The 21,607-nt window shown below is 37.6% G+C and carries 15 protein-coding genes; 11 read left to right on the forward strand and 4 right to left on the reverse strand.

Features of this window, described 5'->3' with window-relative positions:
* Window positions 1-6: 6 nt before the first annotated feature.
* Together H9Y05_RS06780 and H9Y05_RS06785 are read right to left on the reverse strand one after the other, a co-directional pair.
* Window positions 7-678 (reverse strand): recombinase family protein, encoded by a 672-nt coding sequence (locus H9Y05_RS06780; protein WP_216713854.1) that lies wholly within the window; start codon window positions 676-678, stop codon window positions 7-9.
* A gap of 373 nt (window positions 679-1,051) precedes the next feature.
* Window positions 1,052-1,378 carry a hypothetical protein gene (locus H9Y05_RS06785; RefSeq protein ID WP_216713855.1) on the reverse strand — a complete coding sequence of 109 codons (327 nt, stop codon included), beginning with the start codon at window positions 1,376-1,378 and terminating at the stop codon, window positions 1,052-1,054.
* 366 nt (window positions 1,379-1,744) lie between these two features.
* On the opposite strand from H9Y05_RS06785, the gene H9Y05_RS06790 reads away from it, so the two are divergent.
* Both H9Y05_RS06790 and H9Y05_RS06795 read left to right on the forward strand, forming a co-directional pair.
* Window positions 1,745-2,062, forward strand: coding sequence for a hypothetical protein (locus H9Y05_RS06790; RefSeq protein WP_216713856.1), 318 nt, complete (start codon window positions 1,745-1,747; stop codon window positions 2,060-2,062).
* Between the two features lie 32 nt (window positions 2,063-2,094).
* Window positions 2,095-3,975, forward strand: coding sequence for a hypothetical protein (locus tag H9Y05_RS06795; protein WP_216713857.1), 1,881 nt, complete (start codon window positions 2,095-2,097; stop codon window positions 3,973-3,975).
* On the opposite strand, the gene H9Y05_RS06800 is transcribed toward H9Y05_RS06795, so the two are convergent.
* Together H9Y05_RS06800 and H9Y05_RS06805 are read right to left on the reverse strand one after the other, a co-directional pair.
* On the reverse strand, window positions 3,972-4,574 hold the full coding sequence (locus H9Y05_RS06800) for a hypothetical protein (RefSeq protein ID WP_216713858.1): 603 nt from the start codon (window positions 4,572-4,574) through the stop codon (window positions 3,972-3,974). The two genes, H9Y05_RS06795 and H9Y05_RS06800, sit on opposite strands and share 4 nt — an antisense overlap.
* A gap of 293 nt (window positions 4,575-4,867) precedes the next feature.
* Window positions 4,868-5,368, reverse strand: coding sequence for a hypothetical protein (locus tag H9Y05_RS06805; protein ID WP_216713859.1), 501 nt, complete (start codon window positions 5,366-5,368; stop codon window positions 4,868-4,870).
* A gap of 547 nt (window positions 5,369-5,915) precedes the next feature.
* On the opposite strand from H9Y05_RS06805, the gene H9Y05_RS06810 reads away from it, so the two are divergent.
* The 9 genes from H9Y05_RS06810 to H9Y05_RS06850 all read left to right on the forward strand — a co-directional run bounded on the left by H9Y05_RS06810 (window position 5,916) and on the right by H9Y05_RS06850 (window position 21,605).
* Window positions 5,916-7,922 (forward strand): hypothetical protein, encoded by a 2,007-nt coding sequence (locus H9Y05_RS06810; RefSeq protein WP_216713860.1) that lies wholly within the window; start codon window positions 5,916-5,918, stop codon window positions 7,920-7,922.
* Window positions 7,923-7,982: 60 nt separating this feature from the next.
* Window positions 7,983-8,858, forward strand: a complete 876-nt coding sequence (locus H9Y05_RS06815) for a viperin family antiviral radical SAM protein (RefSeq protein ID WP_216713861.1) — start codon at window positions 7,983-7,985, stop codon at window positions 8,856-8,858.
* Between the two features lie 76 nt (window positions 8,859-8,934).
* Window positions 8,935-9,156, forward strand: coding sequence for a helix-turn-helix domain-containing protein (locus tag H9Y05_RS06820; RefSeq protein WP_216713862.1), 222 nt, complete (start codon window positions 8,935-8,937; stop codon window positions 9,154-9,156).
* On the forward strand, window positions 9,140-12,304 hold the full coding sequence (locus tag H9Y05_RS06825; RefSeq protein ID WP_235992148.1) for a helicase-related protein: 3,165 nt from the start codon (window positions 9,140-9,142) through the stop codon (window positions 12,302-12,304). The genes H9Y05_RS06820 and H9Y05_RS06825 overlap by 17 nt, the downstream gene beginning before the upstream one ends.
* Window positions 12,301-13,068 carry a DUF4391 domain-containing protein gene (locus H9Y05_RS06830; protein WP_262890168.1) on the forward strand — a complete coding sequence of 256 codons (768 nt, stop codon included), beginning with the start codon at window positions 12,301-12,303 and terminating at the stop codon, window positions 13,066-13,068. Before H9Y05_RS06825 ends, H9Y05_RS06830 begins: the two co-directional genes overlap by 4 nt.
* On the forward strand, window positions 13,068-15,074 hold the full coding sequence (locus tag H9Y05_RS06835) for a site-specific DNA-methyltransferase (RefSeq protein WP_216713864.1): 2,007 nt from the start codon (window positions 13,068-13,070) through the stop codon (window positions 15,072-15,074). Before H9Y05_RS06830 ends, H9Y05_RS06835 begins: the two co-directional genes overlap by 1 nt.
* Before the next feature lie 111 nt (window positions 15,075-15,185).
* Window positions 15,186-16,643, forward strand: coding sequence for an ATP-binding protein (locus H9Y05_RS06840; protein WP_216713865.1), 1,458 nt, complete (start codon window positions 15,186-15,188; stop codon window positions 16,641-16,643).
* Between the two features lie 222 nt (window positions 16,644-16,865).
* Window positions 16,866-19,883, forward strand: a complete 3,018-nt coding sequence (locus H9Y05_RS06845) for a type III restriction-modification system endonuclease (RefSeq protein WP_216713866.1) — start codon at window positions 16,866-16,868, stop codon at window positions 19,881-19,883.
* Window positions 19,884-19,886: 3 nt separating this feature from the next.
* Entirely contained in the window at window positions 19,887-21,605 is a 1,719-nt protein-coding gene (locus tag H9Y05_RS06850; RefSeq protein ID WP_216713867.1) for an AAA family ATPase, read from the forward strand.
* The last annotated feature ends 2 nt before the right edge of the window (window positions 21,606-21,607 follow it).

The following is a 21,607-nucleotide window of genomic DNA, read 5'->3' on the forward strand; positions in this document are numbered from 1 at the left end:
TTCTCTTTATTTATTTAATCCTAGTCTTTTTATTTTCGATACTGTTGTTTTACTGAGCCCGATAATTTTTGAAACCTCCGTGCCTTTATAACCCTTCTTCAATAATTCAAGTGCTTTTGTGTTTTTAGTCTTATTCAAGAAATCCGCAGTTGTTTCCTTCGTATTTTGTTTTCTCCCGTGGTAGGCATTCCTAGCCTTGGCAAGTGCAATTCCCTGTGCCTGAGCCTCACGGATTTGTTCACGTTGCATTTCGGCAATTACACCGAGGATGCTTATGACCATTTTGGCAATGGGGTTCTCTTTTCCATCTTCATCAAGCGTTCTCAATCCTTGCGACAAGAAATTGACTTGAATATTTTTCTCAGTACAATACTTGAGTGTTTGCAAAATATCTAGGAGATTTCTTCCACTGCGGTCAATGGACCAAATACTTATCGAACTGACAATTCCATCGTCAATGAGCTTTTTCAATTGCGCTCCTCCAGGTCTTTTGAAAAATTCAATATTTCCAGAAATCTTATCCTCAATTATCCAATCGAAATCTCCCTCATTGACACGCTGTCTATCCGTTCTCTGGTCTATTGAGCTACAGCGGACGTACAACACTGATAACTTGCCATTTTTAGGTTGGGTGCCCTGTGACTCTATTTTTGATATGCTATTAGACTTTGTAGCCATTTTCGAGGTTTTTTATAAGGGCATGCTCAATCCAAAAATCAAGCATACCCTATTTATACCTCTCTTACAATTGGATTTTCAAAATTTCACAGGTCTATGAGACTAATTCAAATTTTCTGGCCTTAGATATTTCATGTTAGGGTCTGGTGTTATGGTGTATACTGACCAAGGAATATTCGTTTTTACGTAATATTCTATTTCACCAGTTTTATCATCTTCTAAAATGTCTATGAATTCAATTTTATACTGATTAATAAGCAATTGTTCCAAGAGAATGATTTTAACATCGAATTCATGTTCCTCAATTAGGATAACTGTTTTCCCATTCATGTTATATGCCGCTGACCCAATTCTATGTATATTCTGATTCATCTTATTCTTCAATTAAATTGTAAAAACTGAACTTCATGTTTTCCTGGCAAATTACGACCATGGAATTCTCCATCATTATATTTGAATGAATGAAGGATAAACTCTCATTTAAGGAAACTATTGGAAAATCACTGATAACCTTTTTAAAGACATCGAATTTTAAGAACAGTACAGCAGCAATCATTCCTTTACTATCTTTCGGACATACAAACACCAAATTCGCAGATTGACGTTTAAACTCATAAAATAAAAGTTCGGCATTTTCTCTAAACCAATTTTCCCTTATCTGTTCACCTTCTGGAGAAGCAGAAAATATTGACTTCTTCATAGTTAATTTGTTTTTCACTCTTTTTGAGTAGATTAATAAATCCAACAGTTTTATACTGTTGATAAGCATAAGGCGAAGACTTATTGGGACATAATATTCCCATTAGCGTTATCGCTCTTTTTTGTCGTGTGTTCTTTTGGGGTTTTGTCACCACTCCATCAGGCGAATGGAGGGAAAATGAAAGTTTGCCTTAACTTTCCGAGCGCCATTTGCAACTGGTGCTCAATATCTTCTACGCAATTCAAAAGAAAATGTTTCAAAATATTCCATTTTTTTTCATTAAAACGTAACCTTTTGGATTATCTACCGTAAGGCCGCAGTTTTCTTAATAGTTTATTTCGTTTTCTCGACTATTTATAGAGAAAAATGAAAGAAGTAATAGCTAAGGAGCATGATGGAAAAATTGTAGTTTTGGGTTACACCTCAACCAAAGTTTCAACTGCAGACAATCCAGTTCAAAAAACCTATAAAGTACTAAGATTGACATATGGTGATTTTGAAGAGAAGGGCGACATCCATGTCTTCGAATTTTTAAATGAGAACTGGTATCTGAGAGCCGATATGAGTTTGGTTAGTTTGAATAACAATAATTTAATTGATTTGTATCAGTTCATTCCCAGAAATGCAGCGATTACATTTGACGTTTTCATTGACCTGCTATGGGATGGCATTAAATTGAAATAGAAACATTTTTCTGTTTTTTACGTATAACACGGGTGAAACAGGAAATTAATAATATAAAAACAGTGGGTTTTGACAAAACGTCCCCACTATTTAACACCACGGTTTCTGAAGAGCTCGTTCTTAATGGTTCTCTTCTACCGTCCCCACTATTTAACACCTCTGAAAGTTCTTCTTCCCCGTTCAAGGTGCTTTTACCTAAAAAATTGGTAGACAAAGTTACTGAGTTGTTGGGAGGAAAAAGAGTTAAGAAGGAGAATAAACAAAAGGTACTTTACCTCGCTTACCTTATTCTTGACTATCAAGAACGGAATGGTTACTCTCCAGAGGAATTCGCCAAACCCCTTTCGGTACTGAAATATCTTAAAGTTGGGCCACCACATGGTTCTTTCGGAGAACGGTTTTACAAGTACGTTTTTTTAGCGTTGGCATCAGATTTACCAGGCTCAAAAATGGCATTAAAAAATAAAGGCAAAAGCAAGATAGATTTTGAAAATGCTATATTTCAATCGGATGGGAAACCTGACAAGAATATGGGGAAAGCCATGCTGTATAGGATTAATCCAACCTTGTTAAAAGGCGATTATCAAACTGTTGTTTTTGAAAGTATAACTAGCATAGAATCAGTCAATCACCTTTTTATGCCTCAAATCAAACATTATTTAATGACAGCCAAAAACCTTTGGATTGACCAAAAGGCACTTAAGGCAAATTTAGATTTAGAGATGGATGTGTTTTTTGTGAATATCCAAGATGGTGTTTTCAAAGTTTACACCAGTTTTGATGACGTTTTCAAAGCCATTGAACTAAAACGAAAGAACATAATCTTCGATAAAGTAATTTTGAATGGTAAACTTATTAAGCGAGCTGAACGAATCACTTTGGAGTATGCCTTAGCCGTTTTGAATTCTGCCAGAAAATCAAATGTTGACCTAAACATTATTCTGGATGAAAGCACAATCTATATTGAAGAATTGGAAGCTTTTAAGAAGCAAAAAAAGACAAGGTTACTAGCCGATTTGAATCGTAAGTTAAATAAAATCAGTAATGGCCATTTTGACTACAACATTTCTTTAACGAATGGAAGGTTGACTACAAACCTGACAAACCTGAATAACATTGCCATCAAATATCTCAGATACGGTGGTGCTGAAGGTTTGTTTTTAGGTGCATATGACTTAAAGTCAAGTCAACCTACAATCCTTGCTAACCTAATTGCAAATGATTTCTTCTTTGAATCACTGAAGACTTCAACGCATCCTTCTTTACATAAGTATCTTGAGGTTTTTTCTAAAATTAGAAATGACATTCAATTGAACAAAAAAGAATTTCTTGAGGTGGTTAACAAAAAAGATATTTATCGAGAATTGGCTTCCACCTTATCTAAAGAAGAAATCCAAAATATAAATCCATCGTTATCCGAGGACGACCTCAGGACAGCAGCAAAAACAGAAATGATGCGTTATCTTTTTGCTGGTCCAAATTTTAAGTCTGAATTTTTCAGTTTGAACAAAGTAGTAGCAGGACTTGAGGAAAGCATCAAGACTATAAAAGAAGAATTCAATGAGATGTTCGGAACAGAGAGCAATCATTTCAACTTGTTCTTACAACTTGTTGAGAGTTTCATTTTTATTGATAATATACTAGGACGATTGGCAATTAATGGAACACCAGCTTTCACAAAACATGACTCGGTTTTATTTCCAAGAGATATTGAAGGCTTAAACATTGAAGGAGTTAAAAAGGTCATTCTAGAATCGTTTGTTGAAATAGGTTTTGGAGGGGAATTAAAATATACAAGGCACTTTTACATTGATTCAAGTGACCCCAGATTCGTTGGGTTCAACCCCTTCATTCAATGTCCTTCTTTAAGGAATGAATCTGGCGAAAAAAGCTTGTACGGGCAGTTCAATTAAACCACCACAAACATCTCCAGGTCTAAATTAGAATTTAATACAAGCACGTACGCCACCCGACCTTCCTCACGGAGTTCCAAGATAATGGGGTCTTTGATTCCTATGTTATCAAACTCATTTCGCATACATTCGTCCTGGATGTACTCATAATCGAACTTGTCACTCGTAATTTGAAAGCCTACACGCTTTATGTGTCGCTTTTTAATACGATACATCTGATTGACAACATAAAATTTCACGGGGTCAATTTCCTCGGAATAAAAGGTGCTAGCAAACATGGGGAGAACCTCTTGAAATTTGATGATTTGCTCTGCAGTTTCGAAACGAATGCGACCTTTATTCAATAAATACTCTGGATAGAAGAACTCCTTTAATTCTTTTTTATTTAATATATGTTCTCCGAGCTCCTGCAACAATAAATCTGCAGCAAATGGATTTGCGAGAAAGGAGTGCTTAATTGTTGCGTACAAATTTGGAAAAGCCTTTTCCAATAAGGCAATAGGTAAGGTAGAAAGCAAGATATTTTCCTTTTCACCTTTCATCAAATAAAGATGAAAGGCATGATTTGAACCGCTGAAGAAAACTGCAGAGACGAGCATGTTAATTCAAGTAAAAGTTGCACTTAACTGGACCTATCGTTACTTTCTCGACTACCTCCTCATGGTCATCTGCCGTAATTAGAAAATTACTTTGAATAACCTTTGCTTCCGCAGATTCAATTTCGTCCTGCATACTTACTACCAGAAACTTGAGCTGAATTAACTTGTCTGTGTCCTGAGTATACGGACATTGAATGATGGAAGACATTCTCTTTTGAAATTTGAAATAAATGTTCAACGCATCATGAAGAGCTCTATAAAAATCAAAGTTGAAATACCTTTTCATAGTTCCATTATTTATTTTTCCCTATAAATTCCTCATAAATAGTTGTGACGTCTCGGTTTAAATGACTCGCATTGAAACCTCTTTTCACTTTTCCAATGACTTCATCGTTCTCGTTGTCATTCATCACATCCAGCAAGGCAGTTTTCTTATAAATCTCATATCCTTCCTTTGCGCCTTTGTGTAATATCTGGCCACTTCTGAAGGCAATAAGTCGTTTTAATTTGTCATCGGTTCTATCTCCAATTTGGTGAGTTGAGGCACCAAACAATGTGAAGAAACTTATGAAACAAGGACCGCCTAGAAACAGCCAAAACATGTTATACCCACAACTTCCTACCCCTCCTAATGAGCGATTAAACAGATGGATGGATTGGTCACCAATTGACATTTGAATAGCAAGGAAAAACAACACAAACACAAAAATCGAATAGCACCATGGCAGCAGAAAAAACCACCAAAACAGTGCTCTTAATACCCATCCAACAATTGAAAAAATTACCCTTTTCATTTTTCCCTTTTTAATAGTATTTGTCATCTTTACTGAATGACTGAAATTCAGCTATACCATATATAAAAACTAACAACTGGATTTTCAAAAATCACAAAACCCGCCTATTTTTCGCAAAATTCAATGGTTTTTAATATGCCAGGGGTGTTTTCAACCAATGCATGATGCACAGAACAGCACCAAAAAGCGGCCAAAAACGCCAATTACTCCACTTAAGATATTGATATACAGTTTGTAACAATGAATAAAACCGATGTTTTGATATTTTTTTTGGTGGAAAAAATTTTCAGAAATGAGCTTTTTAGCTTGCCAAAGAAAAAGGGGTACCCCATCTTTTTTACCCCTTATTGGTTTGACTAAAACAGATTGAGGAATTGAAAATTTTTCGAGGCACCTTGGACACTATTAAGGGGGCTAATTAATTTGGGGGCTTGATTTCTGAGCGAGCTAAAATAAGGAGGCTAAATTGGGGGATTGAATTCATTTTTTTCATATCATTGCATATCACAATCACATGTCGCTTGCGATTAACTTTTAAATGATTGTGATGACAAACAAAGCGGAACTTAAAAAGTCCATTTCTTCAGCCATTAAAGTGGGCAATTTAGCTATTGCATTTGAGCAACTGCTCACACTTCCTCATCATGAGGTAGCTACTCTTTTATCTAAAAATAATTGGTTAAAAGAAAAACCAACAAGCAATTTTTTCTGGGGTGAATTCTGCTTGAATAATTTCGAAATGGTTTTTAGTTCTGTTGCTCAAGAGACGATTCTGAATTGGTACTTGGGCAATCCAGAATCCTCAAACAGGAACCTCAATTCTATGCTTTCAACAAAGTACCCCGCAACATTCATCAAAGCAATCAAGCGCAACCGTTCATTTATAAATAATGATTTATTTACCGAACTGTTAGATTTGCCATGGGGAGCAGAACATTCTGCTGACATCCTAGCATGGGGAGAGCTTCACAAAGCATTTAACGCCTATCAAACCGAAATGACTGACTCCTGGTTGAAAATTGAAGACAAATCCATCGAGGTTATTCTAAGCGGAATTATTTACTGGATAGATGTCCGATTCTACGAGGACAATTCTCCATTGAACCAAGAAAAATTAAGATGGGTATACAACTTTGCTGTCAACTATCTTTTTTCAAAAAAGGAAATAGTCGACCCAAAAACTGAAGAGCAATTTGATGAGATTTTCTTCAAGACCATCCACTCATCCATGGTAAATGGAATTGACCGATTTCTAATGGTGATTTCAGATTGGATTGAATTTGAAACTACAATCCTGAGTAGTTATTGCTTCGATGACAATTTCCAGGCAACATTAAAGGATGGCATGCTTTATTTCGACTTCAAATCGAATGAGAAATATGAAGAATGGAGAAAAGGCACTGAACGATATTTGGTGAATGCAAAGCGTTATTTCGTTGATGCTCTTCAGATTTATAAATACCAAGATGAGAAAGGAGAACTCAATATTCCAAAAGGAAATTCTGAAATAGATGAAGCTATCAATCACCATATTTACATAAAAAACTGGCAATCAACTCTATTTCTGGAAGACTTAATGATACGTAATTTAAAGTTTCATGGAAGAGCGACCCATTTTTCAAAGTTCTTAGGAGGACTGATACCATATGCTGTAAATAGAAAGAAACGATATGAGGAACCTATGAGAAGTTTCATTTCTCAAGGCATTTCATGGAATGAGAGTTTACTTCAGACAATGAAAGAAGCTGAAAACGATAATGTTTCAAACATGCCATTCCCCTATGTTTACGAATCAGTTGAACAATTGATTATGTTGTATAAGTATGCCTTTCCCGAATTAACAGAGCTTGAAATTCAGGATTTGATAAATCACTTTTCTTATTCGATTCATTCAGGTAATATTATTAACCCTTTTCAGCTTAAGTATTCAGTTCAAGAAACACCTTTTCTCCGACTTGGAAATTACGTGATTTCACCGACCTCACTTTTTGCGACAAACGACTGGTTTTACAGTCTTGGTCAAATGGCGCTGTCCAAATATGCAAATAGGACACATGAAAATGAACGTCAAGAAACGGCTTCATTAATGGAAATAGAACTTGGTAAAATGTTCAAAGAACACGAATGGAAATCAATGGTAATTTCTGAGCAAGAGGCAAGTAAGATTGATGGTGATATTGACATCTTTGTAAATGACGGTAATTCTCAGTTGCTTATTCAATTAAAGCGAACGAAATTTAAGTTGGACCTAGCATCTGATTACAAAGACTCCCTTGAAACAGACCTCAAAGCTTCTGGACAATTGAATGAGGCAGTCAGAATGTTAGAAGCGAATCCATTGCAAGGAATGGAGATTCTGAATAATCATGAGCGATGGATTATTACAACTTCATTTGAAGGAGTGCTTTCAAGAGTTGATGGTTGTCTCAAGGTAAACTACTTTGATTTGCTATGGGCTCTTAGATACAAGAAGTTTGATTCGCTTGACGAATTGAAGGAATACATAGAAGCAGATAAACCTTTTAAAGATTGTAGGTACTACCTGGAATTATAGTACTAGCTGACGAATCTTCGACTTGACATCCCCAGGGATTAACTTTTAAATCAAGTCGAAATGAAAAAGCAAGTTTTAATTCCGTCAGTTAACTTTCATTTGTGGGAGCCATGCAACATGCGTTGCAAGTTCTGCTTCGCCACTTTTCAGGATGTCAAAAAAGCCATCCTCCCAAAGGGCCATTTACCCAAGGAACAGGCAATCCAGGTGGTAAAAGAACTAGCGCAGTTTGGATTCGAAAAAATCACTTTTGCAGGTGGCGAACCGACCTTATGCCCTTGGTTGGATGAATTGATTCGAACCGCCAAATTACTTGGGATGACCACAATGATTGTCACCAACGGTAGTCGTATCACTGCTGAGTTTCTTGAACGAAATAAGAACTTCCTGGATTGGATAGCGTTGAGCATCGACAGCTCGAAGCCATTCACCAACATCCAATTGGGCAGAGCAATTTCAGGAAAGAAAGATATTGGTCTCGATGACTATATGTCAATGATAAAACAAATCAAAGAGTATGGATACGGACTGAAAATCAACACAGTGGTGAATAGGTATAATCTGGATGAGGATTATACGGAATTGATACAATTCGCACAACCTAAAAGATGGAAGGTCCTTCAGGTCATGTCAGTTCAAGGACAGAATGATACAAAAGTTGATGAACTAACAATTAGTTTGGCTGACTTTGAATCATTCGTGAATAGACACCAGGCTCTTCAACAGATTACTACGATTGTTCCTGAAAGCTGCGAATTGATTCGGGGCTCCTATGCCATGGTGGACCCAGCAGGACGTTTTTTTGATAGTACAAGAGGGGGGCATCAATATAGCGAAGCCATACTTAAGGTTGGTATTGAAAAGGCATTTCATCAGGCGTTAATTGATGATGTAAAGTTCCAAAACCGAAACGGACTCTATGATTGGAGATTTTAACATTAATACCAATCGAATTCACATCCTTATCAAAATATAATTATTATCTTAAACGCCTAATTCTAATTTTAGAAGAATGTCTAAGCGTGTATTAATTGGTGAAGTACTGCGTCAACAAGGCCGCACAAACAAATGGTTTGCTGAGCAAATGGGCAAATCAGTGAACACGATTTCACTGTGGGTGACTCAAAAAGTTTCTCCCAGTCTTGATGACATCTTCAAAGCTTCTAAAATTTTAGGGGTGCCTGTTTCGCAACTGATTAACGACCAACCTGACCAAAATGAGAATAATAAATAACCAGGATACACGATTGATTGAAGAATTAAATTCAATCATTTCTGACAATTCAGAAGTGCGAATTAGTGCTGGATTCTTCAGCTCCTTTGCACTCTACGAGCTCCTTCCTGCTTTGTCAAAAGCAAGTGAGGTGAATTTCTTGCTGAATTTTCACGCTCAGCAAGAAGAGGACTTTTCATTCATCCAAACCAAGGCTGAAAAGCAATTGAATTTCCACCTGGACAGGCGATTCAAAATCAATCAAATCATTGATTTAATTGGGGAGAGGTTCGAATTCCGACTAGGAAACTTAGGCAGTCAAAATGTTATCCTGGTAACAAATAATGGGCAGACAGACTGTTTTCTGCTCACACCGCTTAATCTGGATTCTGTTGCAATAGGTACAGTTGGAAGCAACGATTCTGTTTTTATCAATCAGATTGAGGATACAAACAATCAATACTTGCAGTTATTCTCCAATGCCTGGAACAATAGTAGGTTGAATCTCAATGCAAAGATTCGAGAAATCCTAGAGAAAGGAACGAAGGGAGTTTCACCTGAAGTAATTTACAAATATTGCATTCGAGAGATATTCCATTACTCGACAGTATCTGAACGAGCTGATGAAAAACTTCAAAAGGTCGGATTTAAGGACTCAAAAGTCTGGAGTATGCTTTTCAATTTCCAGAAGGATGCGGTAATTGGAGCTATCGAGAAAATTGAGACCTATGGTGGATGTATCATTGCAGATTCAGTTGGTCTTGGTAAAACTTTCGAAGCGCTTGCTGTAATGAAGTATTACCAATTGCGCAATGACCGAATTCTGGTCCTGGCTCCAAAGAAATTAAGGGAGAACTGGACCATTTACCAGTTAAACGACAAACGAAATATTCTCGCTACTGACCGACTCAATTACGATGTTCTGAATCATACGGACTTATCCAGGGAAAAGGGCAAGTCAGGTGATATTGACCTGGAAATGATTAACTGGGGGAATTACGACTTGGTTGTCATTGATGAGTCACATAACTTCCGAAATAACCCAACCAGGCGAGGGATGACTCGATACAAGCGCTTAATGCAGGATGTAATCAAATCGAATATCCGAACGAAAGTGCTCATGTTGTCGGCTACTCCTGTGAACAACCGAATGAATGACTTGAAGAATCAGGTTGCGTTCATTACGGAAGGAGATGACCATGCCTTCAGAAGTTACGGAATCGAGAGCATTACTCAGGTCATGAAAGATGCTCAAAGAAGATTTACGCAGTGGTACCGCAATGGTGACCCAGACAACTTGAATGTTGGTGAATTGATGCAAAACCTGGACGGAAGTTATTTCCGAATTCTGGATATGCTGACCATTGCACGCTCAAGAAAACACATCGAGAAATATTACGACACGGCAGATATAGGCAAGTTTCCAGAACGGCTTCAACCAATTACGATTTATCCAGATATAGATACTAAGAAGCAGTTCAAAGACATCGGCCAAATCTATGACGAGATTAGTACACTTACGCTTGCGGCTTATTCACCTTTGGGATATGTACGTTCAGATAAACGAGCGTTCTACGAGGAGAAATATGACATGAAAACTCACACAGGTAGTGTGTTCAAGCAGGTTGACCGTGAACAATCACTTATCTACTTGATGCGTGTGAACTTGTTAAAGCGCTTAGAAAGCTCCATCCATTCCTTCAAGTTAACAGTTGCAAAACTTTCCGAATTCGTGGATGCAAATCTACGTCAGATTGAGCTGCATCAAAGTGGTGAAATTGACCTGGAGTTGAACATTACAGACATCGACCTGGACGATACCGAATTAGAGGACATGTTGGTCGGAGGAAAAACAAAAGTACTCATTCAGGATATAGATGTGATTCGTTGGAAACAGGACTTGAAGCATGACAAATCCATTTTGAACAGTTTGATGGGCAGCATTGAGTTGATTGATGTTCAACGTGATGCCAAGCTATTGAAGTTGAAAGAACTGGTGCAACAAAAGATTGAACATCCTATCAATGGTCAAAACAAGAAAGTGATTGTCTTTACTGCCTTCTCTGATACTGCAAATTATCTCTACAAGGAGATGGAGTCATGGTTGCTTAAAGAACATGGGCTTTACAGTGCCTTGATTACTGGTGGAGGCGATAACAGAGCCAATATGCCTGGATGTCGTTCAGACCTTAGTTCTGTGCTTACCAACTTCTCTCCTGTTTCAAAAAAACGGAATGAGATATTCCCGAATGAAACGAATGAGATAGATGTCCTGTTTTGTACAGACTGTATTTCCGAAGGTCAGAACCTCCAAGACTGTGATTATCTTATTAATTATGACATCCACTGGAACCCTGTTAGAATTATCCAGCGTTTTGGACGAGTTGACCGAATTGGCTCCAAGAATGAGCGCATTCAATTGGTGAACTTCTTCCCAAGTATGGAACTCGATAGTTTCATTGACCTGGTAGCACGAGTTCAGGGGCGTATGGTAATGTTGGATGTATCTGCAACAGGAGAGGATAATATCATCTCTAAGAACAGCCGTGAGATGCAAGACCTTGACTACCGTAAACGCCAATTAAAGCAATTACAGAATCAAGTGATTGACCTGGAAGACGTTCAGGGAAATATATCCATTACCGACCTCACGTTCAACGACTTTAAGATTGACCTGGAAAAGAGCTCAGATGATGAGCTGGAGGAATTGAAGCACATCCCTCCTTCGTCATTTGCTGTGGTAAAATCCAATTTGGACACCATACAGCCTGGAGCCTTGTTCTGCTTGAAGGATACTAACGAAGATTACATCAATGAATTGAAGAATAACATTCTTTACCCGTACTTCCTGGTATATGTAAGTGAAGATGGTGAAGAGCTGGTGAAAGCTACCCAAACCAAATTGGCTTTAGACTACTTCCGAAAGCTGTGTATGGGTAAAGACAATATTGCTAAAGACTTGATGGCGCAGTTTGACCAGGAAACTACTGGAACAAGAAAAATGAGCAAATACACTGCAGTTCTTGAGAAAGTGATTCAAGAAGTTGTTGGTGTGCAAGAGGAAGTTGGTTTGGACTCTTTGGCAACTCCAGGAGGAACCAGCATGTTCCGAGAAAAACTGAAACAAGAAGAGAACTTAGAATTAATAGCTGCCTTGTACATTCTATGAGTGGATACAATGACATATTGAAGTTGCCACAACGATGCTTGTTGGAAAAGAAGCTTACCAAGGCTTTTTTTACCAAGAACTTTGACTTGTCATCCAGTGAAAAGAAATTCTTGACGAATGACATTTTATCCATGGAATGGTTGGGTAATATCAAGCCTGTAAATAGTAATGTAAGTACCTACCAAACAGCAACCTATAGCTTTGAGGAAATCCAGGTTTTTACGGTCCTGATTCCAAACAACCAAATCTCTAAGTTGGCGCAAAAGGCCATCCAATTAATTCAAAAATACATCCCTTACCAGGCAGTGGTAATTGCAGAAGACGAATTTGAGTTTGTAATTGGATTGTGTGATAAGCGAATCAATCAAGCCGATAAAAGCAAACGAACGATTGAACAACACTATTTCAGTCCAGTGCTTTCAAAGCTCTTCAAGAATGAATTGCAGACTGGTTTATATGATGCCTTGGCTTTTGAAAAACTGGACAAAACCAACCTGGAAACAGTGTACAAGAGTTACGTTCAGGCCTTAGCCAATTATCAAACGGCACTCCTGACAGGGACCTTTTCCAAGCGTTCTGGAGTAAGAACAGAAAAAGACATGGAGCTATTAGCTACCATGGACCGTTTGGAAGCTGAAATAGCCAGCCTCAAAGTAGCCGTAAAAAAAGAAAACAACTTGAATGAACAAGTGAAGTTGAATGTGACCATCAACAAACGCAGACAAGAAATTGAGACAATTAAGAAACAATTAAGTGAAGAATAATGGAAAAAATTAACGCCACAGACCCCCTAGCAAAAAGTGAAGACTTGGTAGCTCAAAACATCGAGCAATTGAAGGCACTCTTTCCTGAAATAACCGCTGAAGGAAAGATTGACTTCAAGGTGTTGAAGCACATTTTGGGAGAGGAAATTGAAGAAGAGGAAGAGTATTACCGCTTCACTTGGGCAGGTAAATCTCAAGCACGTATGGAGGCACACAAGCCGAGTACAGGAACCCTGCGCCCAGCTAAGGAGGAAAGCGTGGATTGGGACACTACCCAAAACTTATACATTGAGGGCGACAACCTGGAGGTATTGAAGCTTCTACAAAAAAGCTATGCGGGCAAGGTGAAAATGATATACATTGACCCACCTTACAACACAGGTAAAGACTTTGTGTACAAAGACAACTACAAGGACAATCTACGCAATTACCAGGAAGTCACTGGTCAAGTGGATAGCGAAGGAAACAAACTATCCACCAATTCAGAGAGTGATGGACGTTACCACTCCAACTGGTTGAACATGATGTATCCTCGTTTACGTCTGGCTAGAAACCTTTTGAAAGATGACGGTGCAATTTTTATTAGTATTGACGAAGTCGAATCAAATAACCTCAAACAAGTCTGTAATGAAATTTTTGGGGAAATTAATTTCGTAGGAGAATTTGTTTGGGCAGCGGGCAAGAAAAATGATTCTAAGTTAGTTTCTGTATCACATGAATATATCTTGGTTTATCTCAAAAATGCAAGTCGCTATCAAGAAGAGAAGATTACTTGGCGAACGAGAAAAAAAGGGCTAGATGCTATATATTCCAGGTATGAAGAATTAAGGAAAACTCTAAAAGAAAATTACTCAGAAATAGAGTTACAATTAAAGAAATGGTTCAATGAATTGCCAGAGGATAATCCTTCGAAAAGACATAAACATTATTCTTCAGTCGATGCAAAAGGGATTTATTTCCCAGATAATATTTCATGGCCAGGTGGAGGCGGCCCAAAATATGAAGTTCTACACCCGAAAACAAAGAAACCAGTTTCTATACCAAGTCGAGGATGGCTTTATGGTTCAATAGAAAGAATGCAAGAAATAATTGATGAAGGGAAGGTACAATTTGGGGAAGATGAAAAATCTGTACCAACTCTCAAAGCTTATTTAAAAGAGAGAGAGTACGAAGTTCCGTATAGTGTTTTTTATGTTGATGGTAGAGCATCAAGCAAAAGATTAAGACAATTGATGGGAGGTGATTATTTTGACCATCCAAAAGATGAAATTGTTCTTCAGGAAATAATTGATTTCGTAAACTGTGAAAACGAGATTGTTTGCGATTTTTTCGCAGGCTCGGGTACTATAGGCGAAAGTGTTTTCCGATACAACTTAAAAACAAACAAAAATACCAAATTTATTTTGGTACAACTTCCACAAAGAATCGACTCAATCAATGCAACTTCTCAAAAACAAAAGAAGAAGCAAGCAGAAACAATTGAATTTCTAAAACAGAAAAAGAGGCCTCTACTGTTATCTGAGTTAGGAAAAGAAAGATTAATAAGAGTCATTGATGATATAAAAAAGACTAATAAAGAATTACAAATTGACTTGGGCTTCAAAGTCTTCAAGCTAGACAGCTCCAACATTCGTCCGTGGGATGGTAACCCAGAAAATTTAGAAGATGATTTATTCAACTCTGGTGACAACATCAAGGCAGACCGCAGTGCAGAAGATGTGCTGTACGAGGTATTGCTCAAATACGGCTTAGACCTCACTCTACCCATTGAGCAACGAGACATCGAGGGAAATAAGGTGTTCAGTGTGGGGTACGGAGCATTATTCGTTTGCCTGGATAAAGAAATCAAAGGTTCAGTGGCAGAAGGCATTGGCAAATGGAAAGAAGAGCTTCAACCAGAGCTTTGCCGTGTCATTTTCCGTGATGCAGGCTTCACCGATGTAGCCAAAACAAACGCTACACAGACATTGAAAAGATTTGGAATAACGGAAGTGAGAAGTGTTTAAGCAAGATTTATTCACAATTAAGCAAGGTTATTCACAAGGTCTAAAACCCTTGAAAAACAAGACTTTTTTACAAATAAGCAAGATTTATTCACAATTAAGCAAGGTTTAAAAATGAGCAATTCAGTTTCAGAGATTAATCCGATAATCACCAAAGAGTATTTGCAAACGCAAAAAGAAGGACAATACTTTGAGCGCAAAGGACTTGGTGAAGCCGATACTAAAGCAACCAAAATTGCTGAAGAACTGATTGGTATGCTCAATGCGGATGGAGGAACCCTGGTATTTGGCGTATCCGATGCTGGTGAAATACAGGATTTGAAAACTTTGGGAGACAAAATTGATGGATACCGAACATTAACTTTTGACTTTATTCACCCCGCATGCAATATTAAGTTGGAAGAGGTTGAGATTGAAGGAAATCTCATTTTCCTTTATCACGTTGAGCAGGAGTTGGAACGTATTTTCAAAAGAAAGGATAATGAAAATGTTTATTTGAGAGTGCATGATACCAATCGTTTACTCGACCTAGATAGAATCAAAAAGTTAGAGTATGATAAATCCATTAGACGATTTGAAGAGGAACTTTCAAAAGATTTTGACCCAGCAGATTTAGATGAAGAATTGTTACAGGAGTACAAGACAAAACTGAACTATAAGGGAGATGTTCTTGATTTACTCGTCAAAAGATACCTTGCCAACAAGAAAGATGGTGAATTTGCCTTCAAAAATGCTTCGGTCTTGTTGTTTGCTAAAGACCCTGAGAAGTACATACCTTCAGCATCAGTAAGATACATTCGATATGAAGGAACCGAGGCCTTAACTGGAACGAGCCACAACGTGGTAAAGGATGAACGTTTCGAGAATAATATTCCGAGACTAATAGATGAAATGAAAGCTTTTCTAAAAGCCTCTTTTAAGGATTACTATTTCTTGGATATGGAATCAGGTAAATTCAAGAAGGTACCTGAGTATCCAGAGGAGGCTTGGTTAGAAGGAATTGTGAATGCATTGTGTCACCGTTCTTATAATGTTCAGGGTAACGCAATTTATATCAAGCATTTTGATGATAGATTGGAGATTTGCAATAGTGGACCGCTTCCAGCGCAAGTTACGGTAGATAACATCAAGTGTGAGCGTTTTGCTCGTAATCCGAGAGTTGCGAGAGTATTAGAGGACCTTGGATATGTTCGTCAACTAAACGAGGGTGTATCCAGGATTTATGAGTCCATGGAGAAATCTATGCTGTCAGTTCCAGAGTATCGAGAGAATAATGGTAATGTCTATCTCACGCTTAGAAACAAAGTAAGTGACCATTCCAAAACTATTCATGATTCTATCATGCAGCGAATTGAAAAAAACTGGCCAATTTACAATGACACTCAAAAGAAGATATTTCAGTATTTATTCTACTTAAACAAAGGTACACTAGGTGATTTAGTGGAATATACAAGAATAAATGAGAACACTGTAAGAGGTTATTTGAATGCCTTTGTAGCAGATAATATTTTGGATAAAGTAAGTACAAAACAACGTGATATAAATGCCATTTACATGTTTAAGAAACATTGAGAGCGAATTAAGCAAGGTGATAAAACATGCTTTATTTCCCTGGTTTTCAACAAAAAAGTGTGAATAAGGTAGAAACAAAATAAAATAAGCAACATTAAGCAAGTTCCTATTTGATGAAAAAGTGAAAAAAAAACAGAATTGTGACTTAAACACTTGAAAACAAAGGAATTTCTTATTTGATGGTTATTTGATAGAATAAAAAAACGAACGTCTCAACAGACTATGAAAATACAATACGAAAGTGAATTAGGATACCAGAAAGAAGCCATTGAATCTATCGTGGACATCTTCCAAGGGCAAGATAAGTGTGAGGCAAATTTTACAGTGTACTCACCAGAGTTCCTGGCTGCACAGAGCAACCTGGAATACAATGACCTGGGCTACGGTAACCGACTACTATTAACGGAAGGACAAATCGTTCAGAATGTACAAAACATCCAACTTGCCAATGGCCTGAAACCATCCGAACGCTCTGAAATTGATAGAAACAATCTGGATTTCACCGTAGAGATGGAAACGGGTACAGGAAAGACGTATGTGTATTTGAGAACCATTATGGAGCTTTATCGCAGATACGGCTTCTCAAAACACATTATTGTTGTACCATCCATTCCAATCAAAGAAGGGGTATTTGCATCCTTAAAAAGTACGCAAGACCACTTCCGTGCTTTGTATGATAATGTGAAGTACAACTTTTTCGTCTACGATTCTTCCAAACTGAATGAAGTACGGGATTTCGCCACAAACGATTCACTTGAAATTATGGTCATCAATATTGATGCATTCCGTAAGAGTTTCGAGGACCCGAAAGACGAAAAGAAAACAGCGAATATCATCCACCGATACAATGATTCTTTAGGCTATAAACCTTTAGATTTAATCAAGAATACCAACCCGATTGTACTTATTGACGAGCCACAATCTACCATGAGTACACCTTTGGCAAAAAAGGCTGTTCAATCTTTGAATCCGCTTGCAATGGTGCGTTATTCTGCAACACATAAGGAGAAAGTCAATTTGATGTTCAAATTGGATGCGGTTGATGCCTATGAGAAAAAACTCGTGAAGCAAATCGAGGTTGGTTCTGTAGAGGCAGAAGGCTCACATAATTCCGTTTACATACGCTTGGTTAAAATAAACCTGGGCAAAGGAGCTCCAACTTGTGACCTGGAAGTAGACATCCTAAAGAATGGAAGTGTATCCAGAGAAATCAAGAAGAATCTGAAGTCGAATACCGACCTGGAACAAATTACAGGTAGAACAGAATATGCAGGATTCATCATCAATGACATCCACGGAGTTGAAGGTCAGGAGTATATTGATTTCACTAGCAATGACAAGTTCATTCGATTAGGTGAAGCCATCGGAAACGTAGAAGATGGACAGGTTAAACGAGCGCTCATCCGTAAAACCATTGAAGAACACTTAGACAAAGAGCTCGTACTGAATCCCCTTGGAATAAAAGTGTTGAGTCTATTTTTCATTGACACTGTATCGAAATACCGTGTTTATGATGAAGACGGTAACCAAGCGAATGGAGAGTACGCTGACATCTTTGAAGACGAATACAAGAAGGCAATTCGAAAACCAAAGTATACAAGTCTTTTCAAGGAAATAGCAGACCCAGAGGCAGATGCATCAAGGGTACATAGTGGCTATTTTTCCATTGACAAAAAATCTAAAAGGTTTAAGGATTCTAAAGAAGATAAAGAAGGAAATGTTAAAGCAAATGCCGAAGATGAAGATACTTTTAAGCTTATCATGCAAGACAAAGAGGATTTGCTTAGTTTCTCTACGAAGTTGCGCTTTATCTTCTCACACAGCGCCCTAAAAGAAGGCTGGGATAATCCGAACGTCTTCCAGATTTGTACACTAAAAGAAGCAGGAGCTTCAGAAGTAAGAAGAAGACAGGAAATTGGTCGTGGTTTACGTCTATGTGTTAACCAGGAAGGGAACCGAGTGTATGGTCATGAAGTTAATATTCTGACGGTCATGGCTTCCGAGAGCTATGTTGAATTCGTTGACAATTTGCAGAAGGAGATAGAGAAAGATACTGGAATCAAATTCGGAATTATCCAGGACCACAGCTTCAACAATATCGTTGTCAAAATCGAAGAGGATGATGTGGTTTACCTTGGTCAGCAAAAATCTGAAGAGCTATTCAACTACTTACTTCTGAAGGGATACGTGGATTCAAGAGGAAAAGTACAAGACCTGTTGCGAATTGATTTGAAAGAAGACAAAGTAGAACTGCCAGATGAATTTACAGAAGAACAACACGTATTGAGTCAGATACTTACCAAGTTAAAGGATGCAGCTGGTCGCTTAGAAATCAAGAACAAGGATGATAAGAAACCAGTTAAAGTCAACCGTAAAGTACTGGATAGTGTCGAATTCCGTGAACTTTGGGACCGTGTTAAACACCGTACAACCTTCAGTGTAAACTTTGATTCGGACAAACTGATTCAAGAATGTATCCAGGCGATTGATAACCGACTTCAAATAAACCGAGGTAAAATCATTTACACGAAGACATCCATCAAAATCAATGCTGGTGGTGTTGTCAATGAAGCTCCTGCCAACTATGTTTTGACTCTTGACGAGAAGGTTGACAAATTACCAGACATCGTAACATACCTGCAGAACGAAACTCAATTGACTCGAAAATCAATTGTGAAAATACTCACAGGAACAAGTAAGCTGGGTTATTTCAAGGTCAACCCTCAGAAGTTCATTGAAGGATGTATTGACATTTTAAATGAGCAGATGCGCATGCATATCGTTGATGGTATCAAATACCATAAAATAGGTGATGCTGAGTATTACAGCCAGGAGTTATTCCAGAACGAAGAACTGTTTGGCTACATTAATAAAAACCTGAAGGAAAGTACAAAATCACCGTTCGAATATGTTGTTTATGATTCTGTAATTGAATCACGTCTAGCGCAAGAATTTGAGCAGAGTGATAATGTAACCGTTTATGCCAAGCTTCCTGGATGGTTCAAGATTGACACCCCTCTTGGTACCTACAATCCAGACTGGGCTATCCTGTGGAAGGATGATAAAGAAGAGAAGCTATACTTTGTCGTTGAGTCGAAAGGGGCAACTGGTCTATTTGATTTGAGACCAAAAGAGCAAGGCAAAATTGACTGCGGTAAAAAGCACTTTGAAGCTCTTGGAACGCATATGATTGTTGCGAGTGAAATGACTGAGGTGGTTAATTATGTAATGGAGAAGTAGGGAATGGAGCCAATTACACAAGAGGATTTGAATAAAATTCAAGATTTTGCAGGTCTTCCTGATGAGAGTTCAAAGCGAAAAGTACTTAAGAAAATATATGAAAAGTTAGATTTCCTTTGTAAAAAAATTGAAAACAAAGGTTTTGAATATTCGATAAGAAAGGACCCCCGCAAAGTGGCTGGTTCAAATATTACATTTAGAGAATATCAATGGGCAAAGATTTATCCAAAGGGAATGAAGAATTCATGTAAGGATTACTTTGCATATGTTGTTGACTTGTCTGATTCTTTACATTTTCACATGATGGGGGTAGGTGATTATCAATCACACCCTCTTTCAACTAAAGCAAGCAATACATGCTGGACGGAACTTGATATTGAGAACTTCAATTACGAAGAAATTGCTGAGAAATTTAGAGAATTTGATAAGAAATATAGAAAACTGTTTGTTGAGACTGGTGTTGGTTTTGGAATAGCTGAATGCATCAAAATGAAAGAAGAATTATTTATGGAAGATATTATAAAATTGTTGATTCAAAAAGGACAGATTGTTTTGCAAGGACCTCCTGGAACAGGAAAAACATACACAGCCAAGGACGTTGCAGAAAAGTTAATATTTGACGATATTTCTTCTGACAAGAATGCTCAAAAAATTAGACTTGACAATTCTGGTCAATTTAAACTCGTGCAATTCCACCCATCATATACATATGAGGATTTTGTTCGGGGAATTGAGGCCAAAGGAACAGATAATGGCATTGAATATAAAGCAGTTGAAAAACTTCTTTCTTCATTTGCACGTGATGCAGCCACCAACTGGGAAAATCATTTTAGCAATCCTGCGGACATTCATAGAAAAAACTGGATTTCGGAAAAATTTGATTTGTTCTTGGAGGAGTTCACGGAGCAATTCGCAAACTCCACAAATGGACAAATTGATTTAACGGATTCAGTTTATGTAATGCAAATTGATGATGATTGTTTAAGATATAAGGGAGATGCCTGGGCCAAACCATCCAGAATCAATTTTTCAGATTTACGAAATATGATAGAGGTTAATTTAGATGACCCCGACAATCTCTTTTTTCCTGCAAACATTTCAAAACATGCTAACCATAGAAGTTCATACTATGGGGCAGTTTTGAAAAAGTTCTTTAAATTCTCAGGGAAATATAGTCCTGCTGAATCTGAGCAAGAAGTATTAAAAAAATACGTCTTAGTTATAGATGAGTTAAACAGAGCAAATTTACCATCAGTATTAGGTGAACTGATTTACGCTCTTGAATACAGAGGGGAGAACATTGAAACTGTGTATGAAGTGGAAGGCAGCAAGAATATTCAACTACCAAAAAATCTTTACATAATCGGAACAATGAATACTGCTGACCGAAGTGTTGGTCATATTGATTATGCCATTCGAAGACGTTTTGCTTTCGTTGATGTTTTGCCTTCAGAAGTACCGATTACATCTGAAGAAGGCAAGTTATTGTTCAATAAAGTTGCCAATTTATTCGTGAAAATTGAAGATGGAAAGACCAAATCATCAGACCATCTCTCACCTGACTTCAATTACAAAGAAGTTCAGTTAGGTCATAGTTATTTCATTGGTAATGCCGATAAACTACCATTCAAATTGGAATATGAAATCAAGCCAATTCTGAGAGAATATTTAAAGGATGGAATATTGATGTCCACAGCCGAAGATTTAATTGAATCACTATAGAT

Origin of the sequence: Taishania pollutisoli, from assembly GCF_014518315.1 — a bacterium.
GTDB classification, from domain to species: Bacteria; Bacteroidota; Bacteroidia; order Flavobacteriales_D; family Crocinitomicaceae; genus Taishania; species Taishania pollutisoli.